The following is a 25,242-nucleotide window of genomic DNA, read 5'->3' as shown; positions in this document are numbered from 1 at the left end:
ATTGTATCTTTTTACCGCGCCAGCGACAAAAGCGCGAAATAAACCGCCATCAGCGCAATGCCCGGCGGCAGCGCCAGCGCCGCCCAGCGGCGGCTTGAAATGCCCAGCTTGGAGGCGCATATTATGTTGGGGATATTGCCCGGTATAAGCATTCCTCCGGCCACAAGCAGCCCCATAAGCAGGAACTGTATCTGCTGCCGCGTCATGGAGGGGACTATCTCCGCCGCCGCCAGAGTGGCGTTATCCAGCACCGCGGAAAGCGAGTTTATCCAGTAAAGCTGCCAGTGCGCCAGTTTGCCTGTGGAAATTTCCGCAAGCGGCCCAAGCCCCGCGCCCAGCAGCACCAGCGCGGCGACAAACACATATATTTTAAGCGCGCGCAGTATTATGCCGCCGGAGGATTCACGCCCGGACGAATGCTCGCGCCCCGAAACGCCGCAGCGGCGCGCCGCGCGCGCGGCCATGAAAGCGCACACGGCCACCCCCGGCAATATCCACGCCCCCAGCGTTGAAAACAGCCAGCCCGAGTCCGCAAAATGCGGCGGGCCTTTCAATTTGGCCACGGTTATGGCGGAAAGCGGCTCCCCTATCGGCGACAACGCGGCGCCCAGGCCTATCGCGTAACAGCCGTAAACGGCGACGGCGGCCTCGCCGTCCCTGTCCAATCCGAAGGCGCATATCGCCTCCGACAGCGCCAGCGCGGCGATTATGGCGGTTACGCCGCTGGAACACATCCCCAGAGCCAGCACAATGATAAACGCCGCGGCGGGAAGCCCCAGCTTCTCTATCATCAGCGCCGCCGCCGAATGCAGTCCCGCGCGCAGCCCCCGGAATGCGAACCCCGCCGCCAGCACCGCGCAGGAGATAAGCAGCGGCTCGCGCAAAGATTCCGCCAGCAGATGGCGGCTCCACTGCCCGGAAACGGTTACCGCCGCCACGCCCATTATCAGCAGGAAAATCTCCAGTTCCTCTTCAATTTTTTTGACGGAAAACGGCAGCAGCAGCACCGCCGCCATCACCAACGACAGCGCCACTACGGGCAGATAAGACTCAATCACTTTTCCCCTTCCCCCAGCGGCCCGCCTCCGGCGGGAGCATGCCGCGCTGGCGGCCCATGCACCAGCGCAGCTTGTCACGCACGAGTTCGCACGAATTGGCGAATTCCACCACGCGCGAAAAACCCGCCGCGCCGCCGCCGGGCAGCATCCCGTCGGGCGCGCAGACGCGGTATATTTTGTTTGCCGAAACAGGCTTGCCGTCTATTTCCAGCGAAACGAGCTTTCCGCCATTTTCATCCAGCCGGGCACGGGCCCCGCTTATAAACAGCCGCCGCCCTTTATGAGACAGGGATTCTCCAAGCGCGGCCTGCAAATCCGCCCCGCGCATTTTGAAAAACACCGCGCTCTCGTCGCGCGGGTATAATTCGTAGAGGCGGCGCAGCGTTATGCGCCCCTGGTCCAGGCCGGAGGCGACATCATCCTCGGCTATTATGCCCATGTCGGCGCGGCCCCAGCGGCGCAGACAGTCCGCCGCCCAATTGGCGGCGGCGGAATCCGGCCAGCCGGAATGCGGCAGCGGCGCCTCCGCCGACCCCACAACGCGGGACAGCGTTTTTTCAAGCGAGCGACGCACGCGCCCGGCCTCCGCCGAAACGGCGGGGTCCTTGCCCCAGCGGCGCGCGTCCAGCGCGATACTGCTGCGGCTGGCGCGCCGCAGCGCGCCGGAAACCGAGCCTACCGCCGCGTCGTAGCGCAGCACGCGGGAAAGCCCGCCCGCCTCCAACGCCGGCCTGCCGCCGACGATAAGCGAGATGCCGGGGGCGGCGGCGCGCAGCGCGTCCTCGTCCTCCTCCGGAGAAAACTGAACCAGCGCGATGATGAATTTGACGTTTTCCCGCGCCAGCGCGGCGGCCTGCCTTCTGGCCTCGTCGGCGGGATTGCGTATGGAAAGGCCGCGCATAAGCTCGCGCGGCACGGCCCGCGCGGCGGAAGGCCCCACCAGCCCTATAATGCCCGCCTTAACCGGCCCGACCCGGGTTATGACATACGGCTTGCAGAAAGACGCGCGCCCGCCCTTGGCGCCGTCGTAGACATTGGCGCACAGCACCGGAAACCGCGCGCGCGGCAGCACGGCCTCAAGCTGCGCGGCGCCCAGCGCAAACTCCCCCGCGCCGGGGACGGCGGCGGCGTAGCCCGCCATGTTCATAAGCTGCACGGCGGCCTCGCCCCTGGTAAGCGCGCCTTCGGGTGTGCCGGCGGACCAGTCCCCGCCGGAGAGCAGGATATGCGGCTTTTTTTCCGCGGCGACCATTTTTTTAAGCGCGGCGAAGCCGCCGGTCTCCGCGCCGGAGGCGGCGTCTTTCTCGGACCAGAAGCGGCCATGCGCGCCACCAGCGTAATAGACGGCGATATCGTCGGTCCTGGCGCAGCCGCAGCCAAGAACTGAAGCGGCAAGCAGCCAGACGGCGGCGCGGCGCGAATTCATCCCTGTTTTATCCTCCTGAGCCTGCCGGTTTTCGGGAAATCAAGTGCGGGTGTTTTTTTAAGCTCTTCCAGAAAAGCGTCCCGTATGGTGACGCCGGTGTCTTTTTTGCCCAGGCCGCGGGAAATAGCCTCGCCGCCGCTGCCGCCTTCCGACAGGAAGCTGTTTGTGGTTACTGTGTAACGGCGGTCCTTTTCCACCGGCCTGCCGCCAACACTGATTTTGAGGGAGGAAATTTTGCCCATCCTGTCCACGGCATACTCCGCCTCCATGCCGGACGCCTGGACCACGGAATGGCCCGCCCTGAGGTTTTCGCGCATGACGTCCTCAAGCTGCGCGCCGGAAAGCGTCATGCTTATAAGCGTATTCTCAAACGGCAGAACCTCGTAGACCATGCGCAACGTTACCGGCCCCTGCGGCAGCGAAGCCCGCATGCCGTACGTGTTCTGGAAAACTATCTCGCTGCCGGAATGCCGGCGGATAATGTCGCAGACCAAATCGCCAAGCGGCGAATCCGAATCCGGCGGGCGGGCCGCCAGCGGAATGCGCTCGGCTGCGACGGCAATCTGCCTGTCCACTAACTCGCTGACGCGCTTTTCCACCGGCTCAAGCGCGGCGTTCACCGCCGCGTCCTCGCCGATTTCGGCGGCGCGCAGGTCTATAACACGGTCCGTTGCGCCGGTGAATTTGCCAGTCGCGTCGTCAAAATTCATCTCCACCCGGCTTACCGCGCGCAGGTTGCTGCCGCTTTCGGCCAGCAGCGCGCCGCTGATGCCGTCGCGGTGGCCGTTGTCCATCAGCACGTGATAATGCGCTCCGAAAACCACGGCCAGATCGCCTTTGGCCGCGCGCGCCACGGCCAGAGTGCCTGAAGCCTCATCCTTATCGGAAGCAATCCACTGCGCGCCGTCAAACCTGGGGCCGTATCTGAAGGTGCCGCCGTCATGCACCAACGCGATTGCCGCGTTGACGCCCAGCTTTTTCACCTCGTCGGCAAGCGCGGCGGCGGTCTGCGCCTGGTCCGTGAAAATCAGGTTTTCCACATTATGCGGCAGGGTGGAGGAGGGCGTCCTCTCGTTGGCAATTCCGATTATGCCCAATTTGACGCCGTCTATCTCCACCATCGTATAAGGCTTGGCGTAAGAGACCTGTGAGCCGTCCGCCTTGTTCTTTATATTCCCGCCCAGCACCGCGAAACTGGCCGAGGAGACCAGCATTTTCAAATTCTCCTCCCCGTAATCGTACTCGTGATTGCCGATGACGGAAGCCTTGTAGCCCAGCATGTTCATCATCTGCACCGAGGCCATCCCTTTTGTGAAATTGCCCTCCGGGGTTCCCTGATACCAGTCGCCGCCGTCAAGCAGTATACAGGGATTTTTTTCTTTTTTGACCAGCGCGGACAGCACCGCGAACCCGCCGGCTGCGGAGGTGGAGCCGTCCACGGCCTGCGCCCGGTAATGGCCGTGCACGTCGCCGGTATGGTAAATCACTATGGTTTTGCCGCTTGAAGCGGCGGGCAGCAGCAGCGCCGCCAGCAGCCATAAGAAAAATTTGTTTCGCATGATGCCTCCGCCTGAATTTTACAAACTCAAAGCGCGCTTCCACAACGCCAGCACCGCCGCCCTGAAAACAAGCCCCGTGTCCCGCGTTTTCCCGCCGGACCGGAGCGCGGACAGCTCCGCCTCCAGCTTTTTGAAATCAAAAACAGGGTCCCCGCCCAGCGCGCCAGAGGAAAGCGCGTCAAAAACCTCCGGCGGGCCGGATTTTATCCACTCCTCCCACGGCGACCAGAAACCGTGCTTGCGCCGCCAGACTATATCGGACGGCAGATACTTCTCCGCCAGTTTCCGCAACAGCCATTTGCTCTTGAACCGGCGCGATTTAAGCTCCGGCGAAAGGTTGAAGGCGAATTCCGCCAGTTCCGGCGTCAGGAAAGGCACGCGCGTCTCCAGCGAGGCGGCCATGGCGGCTTTGTCCACTTTCATAAGCAGGCAGTCGGCCATTATGGTCCTGAAATCGGCCAGCAGCATGCCGTTGAAGCCTTCGGCGCGCTCTGTATAATCGCGCCAGAACTCCGCGCCGCCGGCGGCTTTCATAAAATATGCGGCGTCCTCCGGGCGCGAATGGCGGGAGGCTTCCATCCATTTGTCCTGACTGTCCAGCGGCATGGCGCGGTAAAATGCGTCCGAGGAAAAATTCCCGCGCGCCGCCATAACCGCCCGCCAGGCCGGATTCTTCGCGGCAAGATATGTCAGATACGCGGCCTTGTAGCGGTTGTAGCCGGCAAACAATTCGTCCGCCCCTTCGCCGGACAATGCCACCTTCACCTGCTTTGCCGCGTATTGAGAGAGCAGGAAAACCGGCAGCACAGCCGAATCACCCAGCGGCTCGTCCAGCGCCAGCAGCAGTTCCGGTATGCGGCCCAGGACGTCCGCCGGCAGCATAATCTCGTTATGCTCGGTTCCCAGATGCAGAGCCGCCTTCTTCGCCCAGCGGGACTCGTCCATGCCGGCGCGCGCGCCGGAAAATCCTATGGAAAAAGTCTTCACCTTGCCCGGATAATGGCGGCACATCAGCGCGGTCAGAAGGCTGGAATCCACCCCGCCGCTCAGGAACGCGCCCACGGGGACATCGCTTAAAAGGTGCGCCTTCACGCTGTCGTTTAGCAGCGCGTCCAGCCTTTCCAGCGCCTCATTGCCGTCCCGTATCCCGTCATCCGAGGTTTTCAGCGCGTAAAACCGCTCCGGCTGCGGGGTTTTGCCGCCTTCCAAATCAAAGACCAGCTTATGCCCGGCGGGCAGCTTGAACACGCCGGAGATGACAGTGCGCGGCGCGCGGACGAAATTATTTTCCAGATAATCCCGCAGCCCCGCCGGGTCGAAATCCGCCGGAATTCCGGCTTTAAGCAGGGAACGCAGCTCCGACGAAAAATACAGCGCGCCGCCGCGAACGCAGTAATAAAGCGGCTTTATGCCGATATGGTCGCGCGCCAGAATCAGTTTTTTGCGCCGGGTATCGGCTATGGCGAAGGCGAACATGCCGCGCAGCCGGGCGATTGCCCCCTCCCCCTCGCGCAGATACAGGCGCAGTATGGTTTCGGTATCCGAGCGGGTGAGGAATTTTTCGCCTTTGGCTTCCAGCTCCGATTTCAGCGCGGGATGATTGTAAATCTCGCCGTTGAAGACTATGGCGGCGGCCCCGTCATCGGAGACCATGGGCTGATGCCCGCCCTCAATGTCCAGTATGGACAAACGTCTAAAACCCAGCGCGCCGCCCGGAAGGGAAAGCTCGCCCTCGTCGTCGGGCCCGCGATGCGCCAGAGCGGCGCGCATGGCTTTCACCGGCGCGGCATCGCGCGCTTTTCCGTCAAGCGGCACAAGTCCGCAAAATCCGCACATTATTTAACCCCCGCGGCGCGCATGGCTTTTATCAAATCCGGCGCGGGCCTGTAGCCCAGGCTTTGCGCCCTGCGCAGCTTCTCGCCGGCGCAGGCTAAATCTCCGGAATTGAGGCAGGTTACCGCCCAGTTGGCCCAGGCGTCGGCATAGGCCGGGTTTATTTCCAGCGCGCGCCCGTAACTTGCGGCAGCCGCCGCGTAATCCCCGCAGGCCGAGCGCGCCGCGCCCAGCCCGTTCCACAAATCCGGCGAAAGCGGGGATATTCCCGCCGCTTTTGCAAACATCTCCGCCGCGCGCGCGGTTTCGCCGCGCTCCAGCACAAAGCGCGCCTTGGCGGCCAGCGACTGCGGATGTTCCGGCTCCAGGGCCAGCGCGGCGTCAAAGGCGGCCTCGGCGGCTTTGCCGCCGCCGTTGAGCGCAAGCACGCTGCCTTCCAGAAAATGCGCTTCCGCCAGCACGGCGCGGCTGGGCGCGGTATCGTCAGCGGAGGCGGAAAGCTCCACCGCCAGCCGCGCGTCGGCCAGCGCCTTGCCGTAATCGCCAATGGCGAAATACGCCTCGCCGCGTTTTACATAAGCGGAGCGGAATTTGGGGTTTAGCTCCGCCGTTTTGGTGAAATCGGCGATGGCGCGGGCGGCGTCGCCCGCTTCGTACCAGGCCATGCCCCGGTTGAGATAGCCCACCGTTGAATCGGGATAGGCGGCGATTCTGTCGTTCCAGAGCGAAAAACTGTCCTTCCATACCTTGTTTCTCTGCCAGGTGAGAACGCAAAGCATCGCAATGGCGGCGGCGAAAACGGCGGGCATGGCGCGGCTGCGCCAGCGGGCAAACACCGCCGCCAGCGCAAGCGAAAGCCCTATGGACGGGAAATAGCTCAGATGCTCCATCGCCACGCCGGGCTGGACGGGCATCCATTGCAGAAAAGGGAAAATATACACTGCGTAAAACGCGCCGCCGTAGCGGGCCGCGGCGTCAGCGCGCGTAACGCGGATAAAAAGCCAGACAGCAACCGCCGCGGCCAAAGGCGCAAGCCAATATTCCGGCGGCAGGCTCGCGGGATAGCCTTTGGGATACGGGTATAGCACCGACAGATGGACCGGCAGCAGCGTCTTGGCGATGTAGAGCAGAAACCCGTAAGACGCTATCAGCGGGCTTGCAAACGAAGGCAGCCGCGCCCCGGCATCCGCCGAGCGCAGCGCGAACAGGTTGACCAGGCCCAGCATCACGGTTACGCCCAGATACGGCAGGCAGTCCCGCAGACTTTTGCGGACCGGCGTTCCCATATAAATATCCGTAACCGCCATGATGAAGGGCAGCATCACCGCCTTGGCATTGGCCAGCAGCGACAATGCCAGCATAACGCCGGACAGGACAGCAAACACCGGTTGTCCCCGCCTGCGGCGCAATACATGAAAAACCAGCGCCAGCAGCGCGAAAAAAGAGGAGAGCATGTCCTTTCTCTCGGCAATCCAGGCCACGGATTCCACGCGCAGCGGATGGACCGAGAACAGCAGCGCGGCGCAGAAGGCCAGCCCGCGCCGCTCCGTAACCAGAAACAGGAACCAGAAAACCAGCAGCGCGTTGCAGACATGGAACAGCAGGTTTGTCGCGTGATAAACAACCGGGTTAAGCCCGAAAAAATGATATTCAACCGCAAAGCTAAGAAAAACCAGCGGCTTGTAAAGCCCCCTGTGGAAATGCGAGAAAATATCCGCCACCCCCGCCGGGGAAAGCGAGCGCACCGCCGTATTGGCGGTGAGATAGAGCTGGTCGTCCCAGTTGGTGAACCCGTTGGACAGCGACGGCAGAAAAGCCGCCGCCGTCAGCGCGGCCAGCAATAAAGGCAGAAATTTGTTCCAGCCGGTTCTCTCCATCTGTAATATAATTGTACATAATGAATCTCTATGGCAAAGCCGTCGCGGAGCTTGACGCCATTCCGCGCTTCCCGCCGCCCGGCAGGCTCAACACCGCCTGCATGGAGGCCGCGCTGGCCGAGACCGGCGGGCTTGGCTGCGGGCGGGCGCAGATAATAGGCAGCAACGGCAAAGGCTCCACCTCCTTTTTCGTCTCGCGCATAATCGCGGCGCACGGGATACGGTGCGGCCTCTACACCTCGCCGCATCTGGTCTCGCCATGCGAACGGATTGCCGTCGGCGGCAAGGCCATAACCCCCGCGCAATTCGGGCGACTGTATTTCACTCTGAAACCGGTTTTTGAAAAACACGGCCTCACCCATTTTGAAAGGCTTACTCTGATGGCCTGCGATTTTTTCAAACGGCAGAAAACAGGTTTTACCGTGCTGGAGACAGGACTTGGCGGCGAGCATGATGCGGTAAGCGCATTCCGCTCCCCCTGCCTGGTGTTTACCACCATATCGCTTGAACACCGCGACGTGCTGGGAAATTCGCTGTCAGCCATCGCGCGCACAAAAGCCGCGCCGCTGAAATTCTGCCGCCGGGCGTTTTCCTGCCGGCAGCCCCAAACCGCCGGAAGAATCCTGAAAAACACCGCTGCGCGCGCTGGGGCGGAGCTTTCGTTTTCGCCGAAGCCGCGCCGCGTCCGGCTGTCCGTGCGCGGCACGGAATTTGAATACCGGGGGCACAACCTGCGCATCCCCATGTTCGGCGGCATTTACGCCGAAAACGGCTGCCTCGCGCTGGAGGCCGCGCAATACCTGCTTGGAAATAATTTCAGTTTTCCAAAAGCGGCCAAAGCGCTGGCCGGGGCTTTCTGGGCGGGCAGGCTTGAAATCGTCCGGCTCAAAAACTGCAATCCCGCGCTGTTTTCCTGCGCGCATAACGAACAGTCTCTGGACGCGGATTTGGCTGTTATCAAACAACTGGTCCGCCTTGAAATAATCCCGCCGCCGGGCAAAGTCATCTTCGCCGTCTCCGGCAACAGGGACGCCGCCGGTTTCCTGAAAAAAGTATCGGCGGCTTTCCCGGATATAACCGCCGCTAAAATACCGGGACACGCCAAGCCGTTTGAGCAGTTGAAAAAGACCGGAGCGCATTGCACGGAGGATTGCGCCGCGCTTGTCCGGCGGCTGATAGGCCCCAAACCGGCGGAGAAGAATTTCGTTCTGGTGATAGGCTCTATTTATCTTGCCGGGCTGGTTCTTGAGACTTTGCAAGACGTCGGCGCAGTTCGCAAACGGTGAGCTTCAACACCGGGTGCGCCAGGTCCGGCGCCAGCTCGCAAAGCGGGCCCAGGACGAATTCCCTGTTGGCCATATCGGGATGCGGCACCGTTAGTTCCGGTGAATTTATGATTTCCCCGCCGTAAAAAATAATATCTATGTCCACGGTGCGCGGCCCCCACCTGACGCGCCGCTCCCTCCCCAGGCCGGCCTCTATGCGCAGGGCGGCGGCAAGCAGTTCCGGCGGGGAAAGCTCCGTTTCGCATTCCAGCGCGCAGTTCAGGAAATCCGGCTGGCCGGCCAGCCCATAGGGCCGGGTTTCAACGACGGACGAGGCTTTCAGCACGCGCACCCCGCTTTTTACCAGCGCGGCGACGGCGGCGGCGATGTTTTCCTCCCGCGCGCCCAGATTGGAGCCGAGGCTTAAATAGACTGCCGCCATAACGCGGACGAGAGCTTGAGGACGGCGGCATTCTCCTCCGCGTCGTGGACGCGGACTATATGCGTCCCCCGCGAAGCCAGATACGCGGTTACCGCCAGAGTGCCGGAAAGCCGGCTGTCCGGCGGAAGCGGCGCATCCTCGGAGCCGAGCAGTATTCCTATGAATATCTTGCGCGAGTGGCCCACCAGCACGGGATAGCCGGGCTGGAAAAATTCGTCTATGCGGCGCAGAAGGGCGAAGTTGTGCTCCGGCAGCTTGGCAAAGCCTATGCCGGGGTCTATGATTATCTTGCGCGCCGGTATGCCGCCTTCGCGCGCGAAATCCGCGCGGGACTTCAGCCAGGCCAGCACTTCGGACGGGGCGTCTTTATACCCGGTGTTTTTCTGCATGTCGCGCGGCTTGCCGCGCGTGTGCATCAAAATGACGGGGACTTTGCTCCGGGCGGCGACAGAAACCATCTCCGGGTCAAAGGTCAGCGCGCTGATGTCGTTTATGATGTCCGCGCCGCAGTCTATGGCCGCCGCCGCGCAGGAGGCCCGGTAGGTGTCTGCCGAAATGACCGCTTTCGGAAAACGCTTTCGCACCGCGCCCACGGCGGCGATAAGGCGCAGCCGCTCGGTTTTCTCGTCGGTTTCACGGGACCAGGGCCGGCTGGACTGGCCGCCTATGTCCAGAAAATCCGCGCCGCAGGCGAGGAATTTCTCCGCCGACTTCAGCACGGCCGATACGCTCTCCGACCGCGAGCCGGCGTAAAACGAATCCGGCGTGGCGTTAATGACGCCCATCATCCGGGTGGAAGGGTATTTGATGACCCTGCCGCCGGCCAGAACGGTTGACGGGATTTTAATCTTTGCCTTCATAAACCGCGGCGCTGTCTTGGGTTTCCCAAAGCTCCACCCGCGCAAGACGGACTTTTCTGCGCCTGAGCGCGGGGGACAGCCTGTCCCATATCCACCGCGCCATATTCTCGGCGGTGGACTGGGGAATTATGTCGTTTATATAGGCATGGTCCAGTTTTTCCAGCACAAGCTCCCGGACCATGTCTTTAAGCTCCGCAAAATCCATCACCATGCCGTCTTTTTTTGAGGGTTTTCCCTCCACCGTAACGGCAAGTCGGTAGGTGTGGCCGTGCAGCCGCTCGCATTTTCCCTTGTATTCAACCAGGTTATGCGCCGCGTCAAAAGAGAACGTTTTTATGAGGAACATACCCGCAATATAATATCATTATTTTATGACGGGCAAAACCAGACTCGGTATAAAAATAGAAGGCGTGGTGCAGGGGGTGGGGTTTCGGCCTTTTGTGAGCCGGCTGGCGAAAGAACACGGCATAACCGGCTGGACGGCCAACACCCCCGCCGGAGTCATAATAGAGGCCGAGGGCGAACCGGAAAAGCTGGAGCGTTTCTCCGCGGATTTAAAAACCCGCCGCCCGCCGCAGTCCCGGATAGATTCCATCACAATGTCGCCGCTGCCCGCCGCGGGGGACGCCGTTTTTGAAATCCGCCAAAGCCGCTCCGGCCAGGCGGGAGCGGCCATCATCCCGGCGGACCTGGCGGTATGCCCCGCCTGCGCGCGCGATATTGCGGAGCCGGACAACCGCCGTTTCAATTATCCGTTTGCAAACTGCACGGACTGCGGGCCGCGCTTTACCATAGTCAAATCGCTGCCTTATGACAGGGCCAACACCACCATGTCGGAATTTGAAATGTGCGCGGACTGCGCGCGCGAGTTCGGCGACCCGGACAACCGCCGCTTCCACGCGCAGCCCAACTGCTGCCCCGTCTGCGGCCCGCATATAACGCTGGAATGCGGCGCGCGGACATTTTCCGGCGAGACCGCCCTGCCGGAGGCCGCAAGGCTGATTTTATCCGGCGCGATAGCGGCGGTAAAAAGCCTGGGCGGATTTCAACTGGCCTGCGACGCCGCCAATGCCGCCGCACTGGACAGATTGCGCAAGGCCAAAAACAGGCCGGCAAAACCCTTCGCCCTCATGGCCGCCTGCGCCGCAGCCGCCAAAAAATTCTGCGAAATGAGCGCGGAGGAGGAGGCGCTTTTCAACTCGCCCGCCGCGCCCGCGGTGATGCTGCGAAAAAAAGAAAACGCGCCGGCGGTGTCGCCGGGGCTTGCGACCGCGGCGGTGATGGCGGCCTACACCCCGCTGCACAGGCTGCTGTTTGCGGAGCTGGCAAAGCGCGGCTTTGACGGCCCGCTGGTGATGACATCCGCTAATCTGCGCGACGAGCCTATCTGCATCAGTAAGGAGCAAGTCCTGCAAAGGCTGCCCGGCCTGGCCGGCGCCGTGCTGGACCACAACCGCGGCATACACAACCGCTGCGACGACTCGGTGGCATTTGTTCAGGACGGGCAGCCGCGTATTATAAGGCGGGCGCGGGGATACACTCCGCAGTCCGTGCGCCTCGGGCGCGGGGGCGGCTGCGCGCTGGGCGCGGGCGGGCAGATGAAGGGCGCTTTCTGCCTGGCGCGCGGGGCGGAGGCTTTCCTGTCCCAGCATATCGGCGAGATGGACGAGCCGGGTTGCGAATCGTTTTATCTGGAAACGCTGGAGAAAATGCAGGCGCTGCTGGGCGTGAAAGCCGAAACCGCCGCGCATGACCTGCACCCCGATTACGCCGCCACGCGCATAGCCAAATCCCTGGGCGTAAAGACTGTCGCCGTGCAGCATCATTACGCGCATATCGCCTCGGTAATGGCCGAGCATGATATAAACGGCCCCGTCATAGGGCTGGCTTTTGACGGAACCGGCCTGGGGCCGGACGGCTCAATCTGGGGCGGGGAAATACTGGTCTGCGAAGGCGCCAAATGGGAAAGGCGCGGAGCGCTGAAAGCCGTGCGCCTGCCCGGCGGCGACGTTGCGGCGGTTGAAATATGGCGCATGGCGCTGTCGTGGATAATGTCGGTTTACGGCAACAACTGGCGCGACAAGGCGGGCCGCGTCTTTGGCGGTCTGGACGGCGTTGACACCGCCGCCCGCATGATTGAAAGCGGCTTCAACTCGCCGTATACGACAAGCATGGGCAGGCTGTTTGACGCCATGTCTTTCCTGTGCGGCGGGCCGGCAAAAGCCGGCTACGAGGCGCAGGCCGCAATGGAATTTGAATCGCTCTGCCGCGGCGGGGCGGACGACGGCTGGAATTTTGATATTTACAAGGAAAACGGGCTTTGGGTTATGGACCCTTCTCCGCTGATACGCGCCGCGCTGGAAAATCCGCTTCCGCGCGCGGCGGCGGCGAGGCGTTTCCACGGCGCGCTGTGCGCGGCGGCAGCGGCGGCGGTTCAAAAAATATCGCCGGAAAGCGGGACTAAAAAAATCGCGCTTTCCGGCGGAGTATTTCAGAACAGGCTGCTGCTGGGTCTGTGCACCGGGCGGCTGGCCCGCGCCGGATACGAGGTTTACTGCAACCGGCAGGTTCCCGCCAACGACGGAGGCCTCGCCCTGGGCCAGGTTTACGCGGCAAGATCCACTTTAGGGGCCTGACGCTCCTCCGCCGACGACTCGGGTATCGCAAACAAATCCGCCGGCTTAAAACCGCCGAACTGCGCCACGAAATTGCTGGGAAACACCTGTTGTTTGGTGTTGAAGGCGGTTACAATGTCGTTGTAAAACTGCCGGGCGAAGGCGATTTTATTCTCGGTGGAGGCGACCTCCTCCATGAGCGTTTTTACGTTCTCGCTGGCCTTGAGGTTGGGGTAATTTTCCGAGATTGCCAGCAGCCTGCCCAGCGCGGACGACAGTTCGCCCTCTTTTTTGGAGATGTCGGACACATTGCCGGTGGAATTGGCCGCCAGCGCGGCGCCGCGCGCGGCGATGACGCGCTCCAGCGTCTCTTTTTCAAACTTCATCTCGCCTTTTACCGCGTTGACCAGATTGGGTATCAGGTCGTAGCGGCGTTTGAGCTGCACGTCTATCTGGCGGAAGCCGTTGGCCACATTGTTGCGCAACGTTATCAGCGCATTGTATGTAACCGCCCCCCACAACAGCACAACAACCACAGCCACCGTGAATATCACCATATCATCCTCCGTGTTTTAACAATCTGCCGGAATATCCTGCGCGGAAACTCCGGCCTATCCGCAAAATCCTATAACCTTGCGCCCGGGCTCCGCTTCCGGCCCGGACAGCAGCAACCGCATCGCCTCAAACACCCGCGCCAGAGATTTATCGTGTTTATGCACCCGCCGCTCCGGCATTTCCAGCCGCCCCGCCAGTTCCGCATTCGCCGACAAAACCTGCCGGAAACGGATAAAAGCGCGAACCACATGTATGCTCATTTCAACGACGCGCGGCGAATTCAGCAACATTGACGCCATCACCGCGCCATGCTCCGTAAAAGCATAAGGGATATACCGCCTTCCGCCATGACCGGAACTTGAGGTCACAAATTGTGACATCAAGCCGGCAACTTCCGCCCGCGTCAGCTTAAACATGAAATCGGCGGGGAACCGTTTCCGGTTCCTCTTTACAGTCTGATTGAAGGCCCTGGTGGCGACACCGTATAACACAGCCAGGTCTGCGTCCAGCATGACACGCTGCCCGCGCAGCATTATTACCGACTGCTCCAGATTGAGCGCCCTTGCGGGCATTGTATTGCCCATGCTATCTCGTCAGCACATCGCAGCCGGTTTTTGTTACAAGAACGGTGTCTTCTATCCTTACGCCGAATTTGCCCGGCAGGTAAATGCCAGGCTCCACCGTAACGGCCATGCCCGTTTCAAGAGAGACGTTGAGCGCCGGGTTGTTATTGAGCCGGGGCGGCTCGTGAATGTCCAGCCCCAGCCCGTGGCCGGTGCCGTGAGTGAATTTGTCGCCGTAGCCGGCATCGGAGATAATGCCGCGGCAGATTTTGTCCACATCGCCGGTCATAACGCCCGCCCTGACCGCCTTCACCCCGGCTTCCTGGGATTTGTCCACAATCGCGTAGATTTTCCTGAACTCTTCCGTCGGCCTGCCCAGGAATATGGTGCGGGTTATATCCGAGCAGTACCCGTTGTAGCGGCAGCCGAAATCCAGCAGCAGCGTCTCGTTTTTCCTGAGTTTTCTGTCCGAGGTGATGTGATGCGGCAGCGCGGCATTGGGGCCGGAGCCGATGATTATGGAAAAAGACGGCTCTTTGGCGCCCATCATGTCCATCAGGTATTCAAGCCGCGCGCGGACCTGATTCTCGGTCATTCCGGGCTTGATTTCCGGCAGCAGGGTTTTATACGCCTTCACCGCGATTTTGCAGGATTTGGCGATAAGCCCGGCCTCAAAAGCGTCCTTGCGGCGGCGCAGATGCGCCACCGCGCCCGGCAGGTCGTGCAGCCCGTTTTTGCGCCAGAACATGCCGGAGACGAAAGTTTCGTTTCCGCCGTCAAAAGCGGCGCGGGTTATTTTGGCGGCTTTAATCGCCGCGACAACCGCCTTGTGCGGATAAACCGCTTTCTCCGCATCGCAGAACGGGGCTATGTCCCGGAACTGCCCAACAAACATTTCCGGCATGAAGCCGCGCGCGTGTTTGGGGGTTACAAGCAAAGTCCAGTCGTCCATCCTGAAACCCGTCAGAAAATACTGGTCCGCCGGGCTGGAAACCACATAAGCTTCCACCCCGTTTTTTGACATAAAAGCCTGAAATTCCCCAAGCCTGGCGTCTGTTTTTTTGAGCATGGCTCAATTGTATAATAAATGTGTGAATATTCTGCTGGTTTGGATAGGCAGGCTGGGCGACCTGCTGGTGTCAACCCCTTTTATGGCGGCGATGCGCGCAAAATACCCGGACGCGCGCATAACGCTGCTTGCCCGGAGCTATGTGCGCGGCGCGCGGGAACTGCTGCCTTTTGTTGACGAAACCGTTTTCCTTTCCGCCGCGCCGCGCGATATCGCCGCGCTGGCAAAAACCCTGCTTTTGAAAAAGTTTGACCTGTGCGTGGACATGAACTGCTCCTATTCCCGCGCGTCGGGCGCGCTGACCCGGCTGAGCGGCGCGGCAAGCCGCGTCTCTTTTGACAAATACCGCGCAGGCTGGTTCTACACCGCCACAGTGGCCGCGCCGCGCGAGGACGAGCATATGCAGCAGCGCTACCGCCGTCTGGCGGATTTTTTCGGCGCGCCGTTTGCGCCGGAAATGAAAATTTCAATCCCGGAGGAGCGCCGCCGCCGGGCCAGGGAAATTCTGGCCGCCTGCGGCGTGAAAAAAGGCGATTTCACAGTCGCGATGCACACCGGCAATTACAAGAAATTCGACCACCGCTGGCCGGAGGAGAAATTCGCGGAGCTGGCGAAAAGGATTTCCGCCTCCGGCGCGCGGGTGGCATATCTCTGCGGCCCCGGAGAAGAGGCGCAGGTCCGCCGCGCGGCGCAAATGGCGGGAGTGGACGCAATCCTCCCCCCGGCGGAGCTTGGGCTGATGGCGGGAATTTTATCCGAGATGAACATGCTTGTGGTGAGCGCGACGGGGACCATGCATCTGGCAGCCGCCGCCGGAACGCCCATGATTTCGCTGCACAGCGGATACACCGAAAAATGCTGGAAACCGCTTCAGGGAGAGGGCGTAGCCGTCGCCTCAAAAGACTGGCATTCGCTGCGCGGCATAACCGTTGACGAGGTCTGGCAGGCGTATCTGAAACTGCGCGGGCAAACTCACCCCTGAAGAATTTGCAGGTAGCGCGTAAGCTGGGTGGCGCGGCGGGCGTCTTTGGCGCGGTTGTAGTTGTAGATGAGGCTGCTTAAAGTATGGCACAGCAGAGCGCGCGAATCCACGGGCTTTAGATAATCGCCGTCCCAGCGCAGCCCGCGCGAGAGCGTCATCATCTGGCATTCCCGGCGGGAGACTATTTTGCCCTCCCGGCACAAATCCACGAAAACCTCCGCGTCCCAGGCCCGGAACTGCGCTATGAAATGCCCCGGCATGGCCGAGGCGCACACCGGCACCTCCAGCCTTTTGCCCACGATGATGTAAAGCGCGCCCAGCGCGGGCGCCGCGGCCCGGCGGGTTTTCAGCAGGGTGTAGAGATACGCGCTTTCCGGCCCCGCGCCCGCGCCGTCGCAGCAGGAGAACGAGCGGTTCCTGAACACCGTTTCATTGAAGGCGGCTATGTATTCCTCCAGACTGCCGGCGGAGGAAGCGGTCTTTTTTATGTCCGCCGCCAGCGCGTCGGCGGGAGCGGAAATATCCGCCAGCGACAGGCGCGGATACGCGAATTTGGAAATCAGGAAAAGCCCCTCCTCCAGGTCCGGCGACGGGCTTGCGGCAATCTTGCTAAACAGGTTTTCCAGCAGCGCCCAGCGCGCTTCCTCAAGCAGCGAGGCCACCGCCGGCGGCAGCCCGCCGGAAAACTCGGCTTCGGCGATAGCCTCTAGCCGCTCCGGCTCGCGGCCGGCTATCTGCGCCAGCTTCCCGCGCAGAAGGGCGGAGTTGGAGTCTTCCTCGTCCCCCGCGAGAATTATAAGGGCTTTCAACTCGTTGTCGGGCAGCGTTTTTATCATAGTCAGTGCGCCTGAAGCTGGGCCTCTATTTCGGCTTTGGAATAGGGTTTAGACAGGCCCCGCTCGGCATCGTCCATGGTGCTCCAGAAATCCTCGCGCGAGGCGGCGGTTTTGTAGTCCTCCAGCGCGCGCTCCCGCGCGCCCATCAGCTCGTAGGACTGGCCGCGCCGGATATAGCAGTAGGTAACCCAGCCCTTTTCCGGGTAGCGGGTGGCAATGCCTTCCGTGAATGCGTTTATGGCCAGGGTATAGGAGCCGCTCATCATATACGCATCGCCTATCGCGAGATAGATAAGCGCGAGCTGCCTGTCAAGCGCGGAGGCGGCGGCCTTGTCGGCCAGCAGCTCCCGGCCCTGGCGCATGGCGCCTTCCCAGTCGTTGCAGTTAAATCTGGTGGCAAATTCCGTGAAGCGGAAGAAAACGTTGCCCGGCTCGGAGGCGCGCAGCTCCTGCGCCAGCGACAGCGCGGTTTTGCAGTCATGCTCAAAAGCGACCTCTATCGCTATCTTGAACAGCTTGGATTCGGTAACGAAAAACCTGCCTTTTGTAACAGCCTGTTCCAGTTCCGCCAGACCGCGTTTTTTGCTGCCGTGGATGAGCAGCAGTTCCGGCAGTTTCAGCACGCCCGGCACGGTGTCGGAATAATAGTCAAATATTCCGAGCCCGGCATAGGCGTCGTATATTTCCGGGTTCCGGTCAAGAGCTTTTTTGAGATATTTTCGTCCCTTGGTGCCGTTTCTGTACGCGCGCCACCAGCGCCGCTCCACCGCGCACCAGCGGCCCAGCAGGCCGTAGGCCGTGCCCATGATGAAATAGGTCCCGGCGTCCTTGGGATGGGTTTTGAGGTATTTTTCGGATTTTTCAATGGCGGAACCGGCGTATTTTTCAAATTCGGCGGCGGTGGCCTTGACCTGATGCTTGGGGATGTCGTAATCCTGCGAATACTGCCACCACAGCAGCCCGGCCAGCGCCAGGTCGCCCGCGGGATGCTCCGGCCTTGAGGCGGCAAGCCGCTCGAACTCCGCGCGGGCTTTCGCGAAATCCAGCGAATACATATGCCGTATCCCCGCAAGCCAGGCAGCGTCTATGTCCCCGTCCAGGCTGAATTGCGCCGGCGCGGACGGCTCCGGTTCCTGCGCGGCGGAGCAGCAGCAGAAAATCGCAAGGAAAGCGGCGGCGAGTTTCATAGTATAATCCTGATAAGAGACTATATAAAAACCATGGACTATTCAAGGCGCGCGGAACTGTTTTCCAAAACCGAAGGCGGCGCGGGGCAATGCCATGCCTGCGCCCACGACTGCATAATCCCCTCCGGCGGGCGCGGGATCTGCGGCATGAGATTCAACAGGGACGGCGAGATTTTCGCGCCCTGGGGATATGTGTCCGCGCTGGCCTGCGACCCGGTGGAGAAAAAGCCGTTTTTCCATCTGCTGCCGGGGGAAAAGGCGCTTTCTTTCGGCATGCCCGGCTGCAATTTCCGCTGCCGCTTCTGCCAGAACTGGGAGCTTTCCCAGACCTGCGAAAACGCGGAAATCATGGAAATTTCCCCGGAAAAGCTGGCCGCCTCCGCCTCCGGCTGCGGCGCGCGCATAATGGCCGCCACCTATAACGAGCCGCTCATTTCCGCCGAATGGGCAAAAGCCGTCTTTGAAGAGGCCGGCAAAAAAGGCCTTGTCCGGGCTTTCGTCTCCAACGGTTTTGCCTCGCAAAAGGCGGTTGAATATATGCGCCCCGCGCTGGAGGCGTGGAAAATAGACCTCAAATGCTTTGACGACGGCAAATACCGCGAAATCATCGGCGGAAGGCTCCAGCCGGTGCTGGACACGATAAAGCTGGTTCACAGCCTTGGCATCTGGACGGAGATTGTAACGCTGGTCGTGCCGGATTTCAACGATTCGGAAGCCGGGCTTGCCCAAACAGCGCGGTTCATAGCGTCGGTCTCGCCGGAAATTCCGTGGCATGTTACGGCCTTCCATCCCGATTACAAGATGACCGGTTCCCGCCCCGCCGCCGCGCGGGATTTGGAGCGCGCCGCCCGCGCGGGCAGGGCGGCGGGGCTGAAATATGTGTATTCCGGCAATATCCCCGGCGGCAGCGAAAACACCGTCTGCCCGGACTGCTCAAAGACGCTGGTGGAACGCGCGGGGTACGGCGCGAAAATAACCGGACTTGCCCCCTCAAAAGACGGCAAAACCGCCGCCTGCAAACACTGCGGCGCGGCGATACCGGGGATTTTCAGCGGACCTGCCGCAGGATAGGGTTTCCGGCGGAAAACGGCTCCGGCTCAGCCGGAACGGGAATTCAGAACTTTTTAACGGAAGATTTCAGGCTGGACAAATCCGGCGGCTGGGAGACCTGCTCCATCGCGGATTCGGGGATGGCCTGGCCTGCGGCAAGCGACTGCATCGCGGCGTCCAGCCCTTTGCGCAGCCTGGCCGCGCCCGCGCCCGTTGCGGCAAAAGGCTTGCCGCCGGTGAACCAACCGCACACCGCCAGCCCGCCGGACCATTCCATGCCCGTGCCCTTGGCAAAAGAGCGGCACATGTCCAGCGCGTTTTCTGCGTCGGCGCCGCCGCAGGGAAAGCAGCCTATCGCCGCCAGACGCAGCAGGCCGGTATCCTGCCCGGCGGAGCGGGCGGCGGCTATGGCCTCTAAAATCTTGACAAGCGGCGCCGGCAGCGAGCCGCCCGCCGACGCGAAAGCCACCATAAGCAGCGAGGACCCTTCCAGCAGGATTTTAAGATTGCGGACGCAGTTCCCCTCGCGCAGCAGGTCGCCGGCAAACACCACCCGCGCGCGCCAGCCGGCGGCGGCCAGCTTTTCCGCCGCGTAGGCGCAAACGGTATGCGCGGTGGTAAAAGACGGACAGGCATCCCCGCATATAAGGACAGCATTCCCGGCTTCCGGCATAGCAACTCCCGCGATTTCCGGTCCGCGGCCGCGCCGCGGACTGCCCCCAAGCAGTACAATTACAATTCTCGCATAAGACCGGCATGAGGGCATGGGCCGGAAGGCCCAAACCCTCGCAAAAGACACCTACTTATTTGATGCTATGGCGGAAACGACTTCCCGGGCGAAGGCCAGGGGCGTCGCATCCGGGCATTCTATGCGCACGCCGTCGCCAAGCGAGGCGGGGACAAAGCGCAGCCTTGCGCCGTAGCGGGCGGCAAGCCGCCGCGCAGCCTCCGCCGAAGGGGGCGAGTCTTTGCGGAAATAGACTTCAAGCGCGCCGTCGCGCATCTCCAGCGCGCGCGCGCCGGCCCGGGCGGCGGCGCGGCGCAGCTTCATTATTTCGGCTATGTTGCGCACGCTCTCCGGCGCGGGGCCGCAAAGCCCTTCCAGCCCGGACAGCACGCCCGGGGCGGAATTTTCGTCCGCGCCCAGCAGACGGCGGTACCAGTCCAGCCGGGCGGCCTCGTCCGGCAGATAATCGGGCGGGATATAGGCGGCAACCGGCGCGTCGAAATAGGCCAGCGGCGCGGCCTCTTCCGGCGCGCCGCGCAGTCTTTTGACCTCCGCCGCCAGCAATTCGCAGTAAAGCGACAGCCCCACCTCGTTTATGAAACCGTGCTGGCGCAGCCCCAGCAGCTCGCCCGCGCCGCGTATTTCCAGGTCGCGCATCGCCAGCCGGAAGCCGGAGCCAAGCTCGCCGAACTCGGTCAGCGCGGCAAGCCGTTTGGCGGCGTCCTCGGTCATGGCCGGGCGGGGAGGGGCCTTGTGCCGCCTGCGGCGGCGGGGCGGCTCATACTCGTCGTCCGGGAGGTCCGGCGGCGGGGGTTTTTTGTCCAGCCAGGGCGGATAGAACAGATAGCAGTACGCCTTTTTGTCGCCCCGGCCTATGCGCCCGCGCAGCTGGTAAAGCTGGGCAAGGCCGAATTCGTGCGCGTTTTCCACTATAAGCGTGTTAACATCGGGCATGTCCAGCCCGGATTCTATGATTGTGGAAGCCGCCAGCACGTTGTAGCGGCGGTTGAAAAAGTCCCACATCGCGCGCTCCAGCTCGCCTCCCGGCATCTGGCCGTGGGCGGAGATTATGGCGGCCTCCGGCACGGCGGATTTCAGGAAAGCGGCGCGGGAGGCCAGCGTGCGCACCCTGTTGTGCACGTAATAAACCTGCCCGCCGCGGGCAAGCTCCTCCCGTATGGCGGCGGCAGCTATTTTTTCGTCCCAGGGGGCGACGCGGGTGGCTATCGGCATTCTGCCGGCGGGCGGGGTTTCTATGACGGCTATCTCGCGCAGGCCGGACATCGCCTGGTAGAGAGTGCGCGGTATGGGCGTGGCCGACATCAGCAATGTGTGCGCGCCGGCGGAAATGCGGCGTATTTTCTCCTTCTGGCGGACGCCGAAGCGGTGCTCCTCGTCAATAATGCAAAGCCCCAGCCTGGCAAAGGCCACATCTTTGGACAAAAGCCGCTGCGTGCCTATGATTATATCGCAGGCCCCGGAGCGCAAATCCAAAACCGTCTGTTTCTGTTCCGCCGTTGACTGGAAGCGGCAAAGCATGGCTGTTTTGACCGGAAACCCCGCCAGCCGCTGCGTGAAGGTGCGGAAATGCTGCGCCGCCAGCACCGTGGTGGGCACGACCACCGCCGCCTGCCTGCCGGAGAGGACGCAGCGCAGCGCGGCGCGTATGGCGACCTCGGTTTTGCCAAAGCCCACATCCCCCGCAATCACGGCGTCCATCGGCTTTGGCAGCGACAGTTGCGCGGCCACGGCGGCGATGGCCTTTGTCTGGTCCGGCGTCTCCTCGTAGGGGAAAGAATCGGCGAATTCGCGCTCCATATGCTCGTCGCCGGGCAGGGCGGGGGATTGGGCGGCGGCGCGCTCGGCCTCCATGGCCAGAATTTCCTTTGCGGCTTTTTCAACCCCCTCTTTAACGCGGGATTTTATATTGCCCCAGCCGTTTCCGCCCAGCGCGGACAGCCGGGGAGCTTTGCCCTCGGCGCCCACGTATTTCTGCACCTTGGAAAAATCAAACAACGGCACGAAAAGCCGGTGGGAGTTTTTGTATTCCAGCCGCAGGCAGTCCGCGGCGTCGGTATCATCGGGGGAGGCCGGCGTCCCGTCGTGGCGCAGGGCGCTCATGCCCAGGTAGCGGCCTATGCCGTAGGTTTCATGCACCACGAAATCGCCCGGCTTGAGGTCGCGGAAACGGACGCGCTTTGAGCCGGGGGAATCGAACTTCTTAAGCAGCGAGCCGCCCGAATACCTGCGCGAGAATATATCGCCCGATGTTATGACGGCAAAGCCCGACGGCGGGTGGACAAAACCCTCCCGCAGCGCGCAGACGCGCAAATCCAGCCCCGGCGCAAGCTCGCCTATCCGTTCCAGCTCGCCGCGGTTGAGGCAGGAGACAACCGGATTTATCCCCCCCGCCCGCAGCCGCGCAACCTCGGAGACAAGCAGCTCCACATTCCCGCTGAAGGAGAGGTTTTTGCCCGCCCCGTAATTTTCCCCGGAAAGCGGGGTGATTGCGATTGCGCCGGGTATTTCCGGCGCGGGGACGGCCTCATGGGCCGGCTCCGTCAGGTCCGTAATGAAACGGAAGCCGGACAGCCTTTGCAGCAGCGGCGTTTCGCCGGAGGCGGCGCGGCAGGGCGGCAGCGCGATTGCGTCCGCAAACGCGCCGCAGTCCTGCGTTTCCGGGTCAAAAAACCGTATGCTTTCCACCCCGTCGCCGGAGAGGTAGAGCCGCGCGGGTTTTGGCGCGCCCGGGGCGAAAATATCGGCCACCGCGCCGCGCGCGGCGTATTCGCCCGGCTGCTCGGCGAATTCCGCGCGCTGATAGCCGGATTTTTCCAGCCAGTCCAGCAATTCGGCGCGCTTGAGCGCGCCGCCGCGCCGTATGCTCCTTGAGGCGGCGGCGAAAGCGGCCAAATCATCCGCCGGCAGCAGCAGGCTGGCGAAACTGGCCCCCGCGATGACCGGCCCGTCCCCCGCCGCGCAAAGCGCGCCCAGCGCGGCGCAGCGGGACAAAACTTCCTCGCCTATCTGCACGGAAGAAAAATCCGCGCCGCCGGAAAGCCCGCGCAGCGCCCGCGCCGATAGCAGGAATTCCGACACCGCCTCCTCGTCCGGCGCGCAATAAATAATGCGCGGCAGCCCCAGCCGCAGCGCAAAATGCGCCTTCGCGGCAGCGTTGGGAAGGCCGTGTATGTTTTGAATGTCGCCCGGCATAAGAACCGTCAATTTGCGTCGTGGTCAATTTCGCAGAAAGCCTTGGGTTCGGTGCCTTTGACGAAGGCTTCCAGGAATTTGCGGCGGCAGGTGGGCAGGGCCAGCTTGCCGCTGTCGGAATCTATCAGCGCGAAGGTAACGCCGTCCGGCACGGGGAACGGGCGCGGCGGCTGGTTTTTGAGCAGCCCGCCCATGATTTCCGTCCACCAGGGCACGACGGTGCCGCCGCCGGTCCAGTCTTTGCTTTCTATGGAGGAGAAATCGTCATAGCCCATCCACGCGCCGGCGGCCACATCGGGGGTCATGCCGATAAACCACATGTCGCGGTGATCCTGACTGGTGCCGGTTTTGCCGGCCAGCGGGCGGTTGAGCACATGGGCGGCGCGCCCGGTTCCCCTGTCCACCACGCCGCGCATCATGTTCACCAGCACATAAGAATAATTGGGCGGGAAAACCTCGGTCTCGGATGGGATATGCTCTTCCAGCACGCGGCGCTGCTGGTCCTCCACGCGGACAACGGCGTAAGGCTCCGTCCGTATGCCGCCGTTGGCGAAGGTGGAAAAAGAGTTGACCATCTCCAGCAGCGACACCGCCGAGGTTCCCAGCCCCAGCGAGGGCACCGGGTCCAGCTTGCGCCGGATGCCGGCCTTCCTGGCGGTTTCGGCCACCAGCGTCGGCCCCAGTTTGTCCACCAGGCCCACCGACACCACGTTGCGCGAGAGTTCCAGCCCCTTGCGCAGAGTTATGTCGCCCAGCATTTTATGGTCAAAATTTTCCGGCACCCAGATTTTGAAATCCTTGCTGCCCACGAAAGGCTGCGTGGCCAGGGCGATTGAATACTGGCTGGTGGCGCCCTCAAAAAGCCGCCAGTCCCGCCCGTCGTAATAATACGCCAGCGGCGAATCCGGCACCATGGAGGCGGGGGTGTAGCCGTTCTGCAGCGCGGTCATCCAGACAAAAGGCTTGAAGGTGGAGCCGGGCTGCCGGTTGGACTGCGCCGTGCGGTTGAACTTGGTCTCCTTGTAATCCCTGCCGCCTATCATCACGCGGATTGCGCCGCTTTTGACATCCATCATCAGGAAAGCGCCCTGCAGCTTCATGCCGCTTGTGGAGACATCCGCCTCGTAATCGCCGGACTGCTCCGCTTTGGCTATGGTTTTGGCGACGTCGGCGTCTATGGCGGAAAGGTCCTTGTCCATCACTTTTTCGGCCACAAGCTGCGCGTCCAGGTCCAGGGTGGTGTAGATGTAGAGGCCGCCCTGCCAGAGCATGTTCACACCGTATTTAGGCTCCAGATACTGCCGCACGTATTCCACGAAATAGGGCGCGTGCGTGGCCAGAAACGCCGGCTTTTCAACCGGCAGCGGGGCGTTCTTGGCGGAGGTGCGCTCCTTTTCGGTGATGTAGCCTTCCTCCTCCATCCGCTCCAGCACCACGCTTCTGCGCCATTTGGCGCGCGCCGGGCTGGAAAAAGGCGAGTAGCGGCCCGGCAGCTGTATCAGCCCGGCAAGCAATGCGGACTCCGGCAGCGTAAGCTGCGAGACTTCCTTGTTGAAATACACCCGCGCCGCCGCCGAGGCGCCATGCGCGCTTTCGCCGAAATAAATCTGGTTCAGGTACATCTGCAAAATCTCTTCCTTGCTGAAGCGGCTTTCTATCTGGAAGGTTATTATCACCTCGCGGATTTTGCGGAGTATGGTTTTTTCCGGCGTGAGGAAAATCTGGCGGGCAAGCTGCTGGGTTATGGTGGAGGCGCCCTGCGCCGCCCGGCGGTGCAAAACGTCGCGCAGCAGGGAGCGCAGAATGCCCTTTGGCGAGATGCCGTAGTGATGGAAGAAATTTGTGTCCTCGGTGGCGATTACGGCGTTCTGCAAATCCACCGGAATCTGCGCCAGCGGGATAAGCGCGCGCCGCTGCATGGAGAATTCGGCTATGGATTTGCCGTTGGCGTCAAAAACGCGGGTGGTGAGCGACGGGGTGTATTCCTCCAGCCCGACGGTTGACGGCAGGCCGGAGAATACATACCGCAGCCCCGCCGCCGCGCAAACCGAGCAGGCAACAACAGCCAGCGCGCCCAGATACAGCCAGCGCCGGTACTTGTCGCGCCAAATTTCAAGAAGCATCG

At 62.0% G+C, this 25,242-nt stretch carries 20 protein-coding genes; 4 read left to right on the top strand and 16 right to left on the bottom strand.

Annotated elements, in window-relative coordinates; translation table 11 throughout:
• Nucleotides 1-11: 11 nt before the first annotated feature.
• The 5 genes from WC421_01880 to WC421_01860 are packed head-to-tail and all read right to left on the bottom strand — an operon-like array spanning nucleotide 12 to nucleotide 7,753.
• The gene (locus tag WC421_01880) at nucleotides 12-1,058 is read right to left on the bottom strand and encodes a DUF1646 family protein (protein ID MFA5160970.1); all 1,047 of its coding nucleotides are present in this window, start codon (nucleotides 1,056-1,058) and stop codon (nucleotides 12-14) included.
• Nucleotides 1,051-2,484, bottom strand: coding sequence for a 5'-nucleotidase C-terminal domain-containing protein (locus tag WC421_01875; protein MFA5160969.1), 1,434 nt, complete (start codon nucleotides 2,482-2,484; stop codon nucleotides 1,051-1,053). Before WC421_01875 ends, WC421_01880 begins: the two co-directional genes overlap by 8 nt.
• A complete protein-coding gene (locus tag WC421_01870) occupies nucleotides 2,481-4,043 on the bottom strand; it encodes a bifunctional UDP-sugar hydrolase/5'-nucleotidase (GenBank protein ID MFA5160968.1) in 1,563 nt (520 codons plus the stop codon). Before WC421_01870 ends, WC421_01875 begins: the two co-directional genes overlap by 4 nt.
• Before the next feature lie 18 nt (nucleotides 4,044-4,061).
• On the bottom strand, nucleotides 4,062-5,879 hold the full coding sequence (gene asnB / locus WC421_01865) for an asparagine synthase (glutamine-hydrolyzing) (GenBank protein MFA5160967.1): 1,818 nt from the start codon (nucleotides 5,877-5,879) through the stop codon (nucleotides 4,062-4,064).
• Nucleotides 5,879-7,753 carry a tetratricopeptide repeat protein gene (locus WC421_01860; protein MFA5160966.1) on the bottom strand — a complete coding sequence of 625 codons (1,875 nt, stop codon included), beginning with the start codon at nucleotides 7,751-7,753 and terminating at the stop codon, nucleotides 5,879-5,881. The genes asnB and WC421_01860 overlap by 1 nt, the downstream gene beginning before the upstream one ends.
• 20 nt (nucleotides 7,754-7,773) lie before the next feature.
• Between WC421_01860 and WC421_01855 the strand changes: the two genes are divergently transcribed.
• Nucleotides 7,774-9,039, top strand: coding sequence for a hypothetical protein (locus tag WC421_01855; protein ID MFA5160965.1), 1,266 nt, complete (start codon nucleotides 7,774-7,776; stop codon nucleotides 9,037-9,039).
• On the opposite strand, the gene folK is transcribed toward WC421_01855, so the two are convergent.
• Genes folK through queD form a run of 3 tightly spaced genes read right to left on the bottom strand, consistent with a single transcriptional unit; the run spans nucleotide 8,975 to nucleotide 10,666 of the window.
• Nucleotides 8,975-9,460, bottom strand: a complete 486-nt coding sequence (gene folK, locus WC421_01850; GenBank protein ID MFA5160964.1) for a 2-amino-4-hydroxy-6-hydroxymethyldihydropteridine diphosphokinase — start codon at nucleotides 9,458-9,460, stop codon at nucleotides 8,975-8,977. The two genes, WC421_01855 and folK, sit on opposite strands and share 65 nt — an antisense overlap.
• A complete protein-coding gene (folP, locus tag WC421_01845; GenBank protein ID MFA5160963.1) occupies nucleotides 9,442-10,320 on the bottom strand; it encodes a dihydropteroate synthase in 879 nt (292 codons plus the stop codon). The genes folK and folP overlap by 19 nt, the downstream gene beginning before the upstream one ends.
• Nucleotides 10,304-10,666, bottom strand: coding sequence for a 6-carboxytetrahydropterin synthase QueD (gene queD, locus WC421_01840; GenBank protein ID MFA5160962.1), 363 nt, complete (start codon nucleotides 10,664-10,666; stop codon nucleotides 10,304-10,306). The genes folP and queD overlap by 17 nt, the downstream gene beginning before the upstream one ends.
• Before the next feature lie 25 nt (nucleotides 10,667-10,691).
• On the opposite strand from queD, the gene hypF reads away from it, so the two are divergent.
• Nucleotides 10,692-12,956: a carbamoyltransferase HypF gene (gene hypF, locus WC421_01835; protein MFA5160961.1), complete on the top strand. Its 2,265-nt coding sequence runs from the start codon at nucleotides 10,692-10,694 to the stop codon at nucleotides 12,954-12,956.
• Here the strand turns inward: hypF and WC421_01830 are convergent.
• Genes WC421_01830 through WC421_01820 form a run of 3 tightly spaced genes read right to left on the bottom strand, consistent with a single transcriptional unit; the run spans nucleotide 12,926 to nucleotide 15,122 of the window.
• Nucleotides 12,926-13,492 carry a LemA family protein gene (locus tag WC421_01830; protein ID MFA5160960.1) on the bottom strand — a complete coding sequence of 189 codons (567 nt, stop codon included), beginning with the start codon at nucleotides 13,490-13,492 and terminating at the stop codon, nucleotides 12,926-12,928. The genes hypF and WC421_01830 overlap by 31 nt on opposite strands.
• A 54-nt stretch (nucleotides 13,493-13,546) precedes the next feature.
• Nucleotides 13,547-14,074, bottom strand: coding sequence for an ORF6N domain-containing protein (locus WC421_01825; GenBank protein MFA5160959.1), 528 nt, complete (start codon nucleotides 14,072-14,074; stop codon nucleotides 13,547-13,549).
• A gap of 1 nt (nucleotide 14,075) precedes the next feature.
• Nucleotides 14,076-15,122, bottom strand: coding sequence for an aminopeptidase P family protein (locus WC421_01820; GenBank protein ID MFA5160958.1), 1,047 nt, complete (start codon nucleotides 15,120-15,122; stop codon nucleotides 14,076-14,078).
• Between the two features lie 22 nt (nucleotides 15,123-15,144).
• Between WC421_01820 and WC421_01815 the strand changes: the two genes are divergently transcribed.
• Entirely contained in the window at nucleotides 15,145-16,104 is a 960-nt protein-coding gene (locus WC421_01815; protein ID MFA5160957.1) for a glycosyltransferase family 9 protein, read from the top strand.
• Here the strand turns inward: WC421_01815 and WC421_01810 are convergent.
• Nucleotides 16,095-16,940 carry a transglutaminase family protein gene (locus WC421_01810; protein ID MFA5160956.1) on the bottom strand — a complete coding sequence of 282 codons (846 nt, stop codon included), beginning with the start codon at nucleotides 16,938-16,940 and terminating at the stop codon, nucleotides 16,095-16,097. The two genes, WC421_01815 and WC421_01810, sit on opposite strands and share 10 nt — an antisense overlap.
• Before the next feature lie 2 nt (nucleotides 16,941-16,942).
• Nucleotides 16,943-18,127: a hypothetical protein gene (locus WC421_01805; GenBank protein MFA5160955.1), complete on the bottom strand. Its 1,185-nt coding sequence runs from the start codon at nucleotides 18,125-18,127 to the stop codon at nucleotides 16,943-16,945.
• A 33-nt stretch (nucleotides 18,128-18,160) separates the two neighbouring features.
• On the opposite strand from WC421_01805, the gene amrS reads away from it, so the two are divergent.
• On the top strand, nucleotides 18,161-19,198 hold the full coding sequence (gene amrS / locus WC421_01800; GenBank protein ID MFA5160954.1) for an AmmeMemoRadiSam system radical SAM enzyme: 1,038 nt from the start codon (nucleotides 18,161-18,163) through the stop codon (nucleotides 19,196-19,198).
• Nucleotides 19,199-19,241: 43 nt separating this feature from the next.
• Here amrS and WC421_01795 read toward each other — a convergent pair whose 3' ends face one another.
• From WC421_01795 to WC421_01785, 3 genes are all read right to left on the bottom strand, one after another.
• Nucleotides 19,242-19,850, bottom strand: a complete 609-nt coding sequence (locus WC421_01795) for a hypothetical protein (GenBank protein ID MFA5160953.1) — start codon at nucleotides 19,848-19,850, stop codon at nucleotides 19,242-19,244.
• Nucleotides 19,851-19,976: 126 nt separating this feature from the next.
• Nucleotides 19,977-23,117, bottom strand: a complete 3,141-nt coding sequence (locus WC421_01790) for a DEAD/DEAH box helicase (protein MFA5160952.1) — start codon at nucleotides 23,115-23,117, stop codon at nucleotides 19,977-19,979.
• A gap of 8 nt (nucleotides 23,118-23,125) precedes the next feature.
• A complete protein-coding gene (locus tag WC421_01785) occupies nucleotides 23,126-25,240 on the bottom strand; it encodes a PBP1A family penicillin-binding protein (protein ID MFA5160951.1) in 2,115 nt (704 codons plus the stop codon).
• Between the last annotated feature and the right edge of the window lie 2 nt (nucleotides 25,241-25,242).

Source organism: Elusimicrobiales bacterium (genome assembly GCA_041651175.1).
Classification (GTDB): domain Bacteria; phylum Elusimicrobiota; class Elusimicrobia; order Elusimicrobiales; family Elusimicrobiaceae; genus JAQTYB01.
Note: the sequence above shows the minus strand (reverse complement) of the source record. Positions and strands in the feature narration are given on the sequence as shown.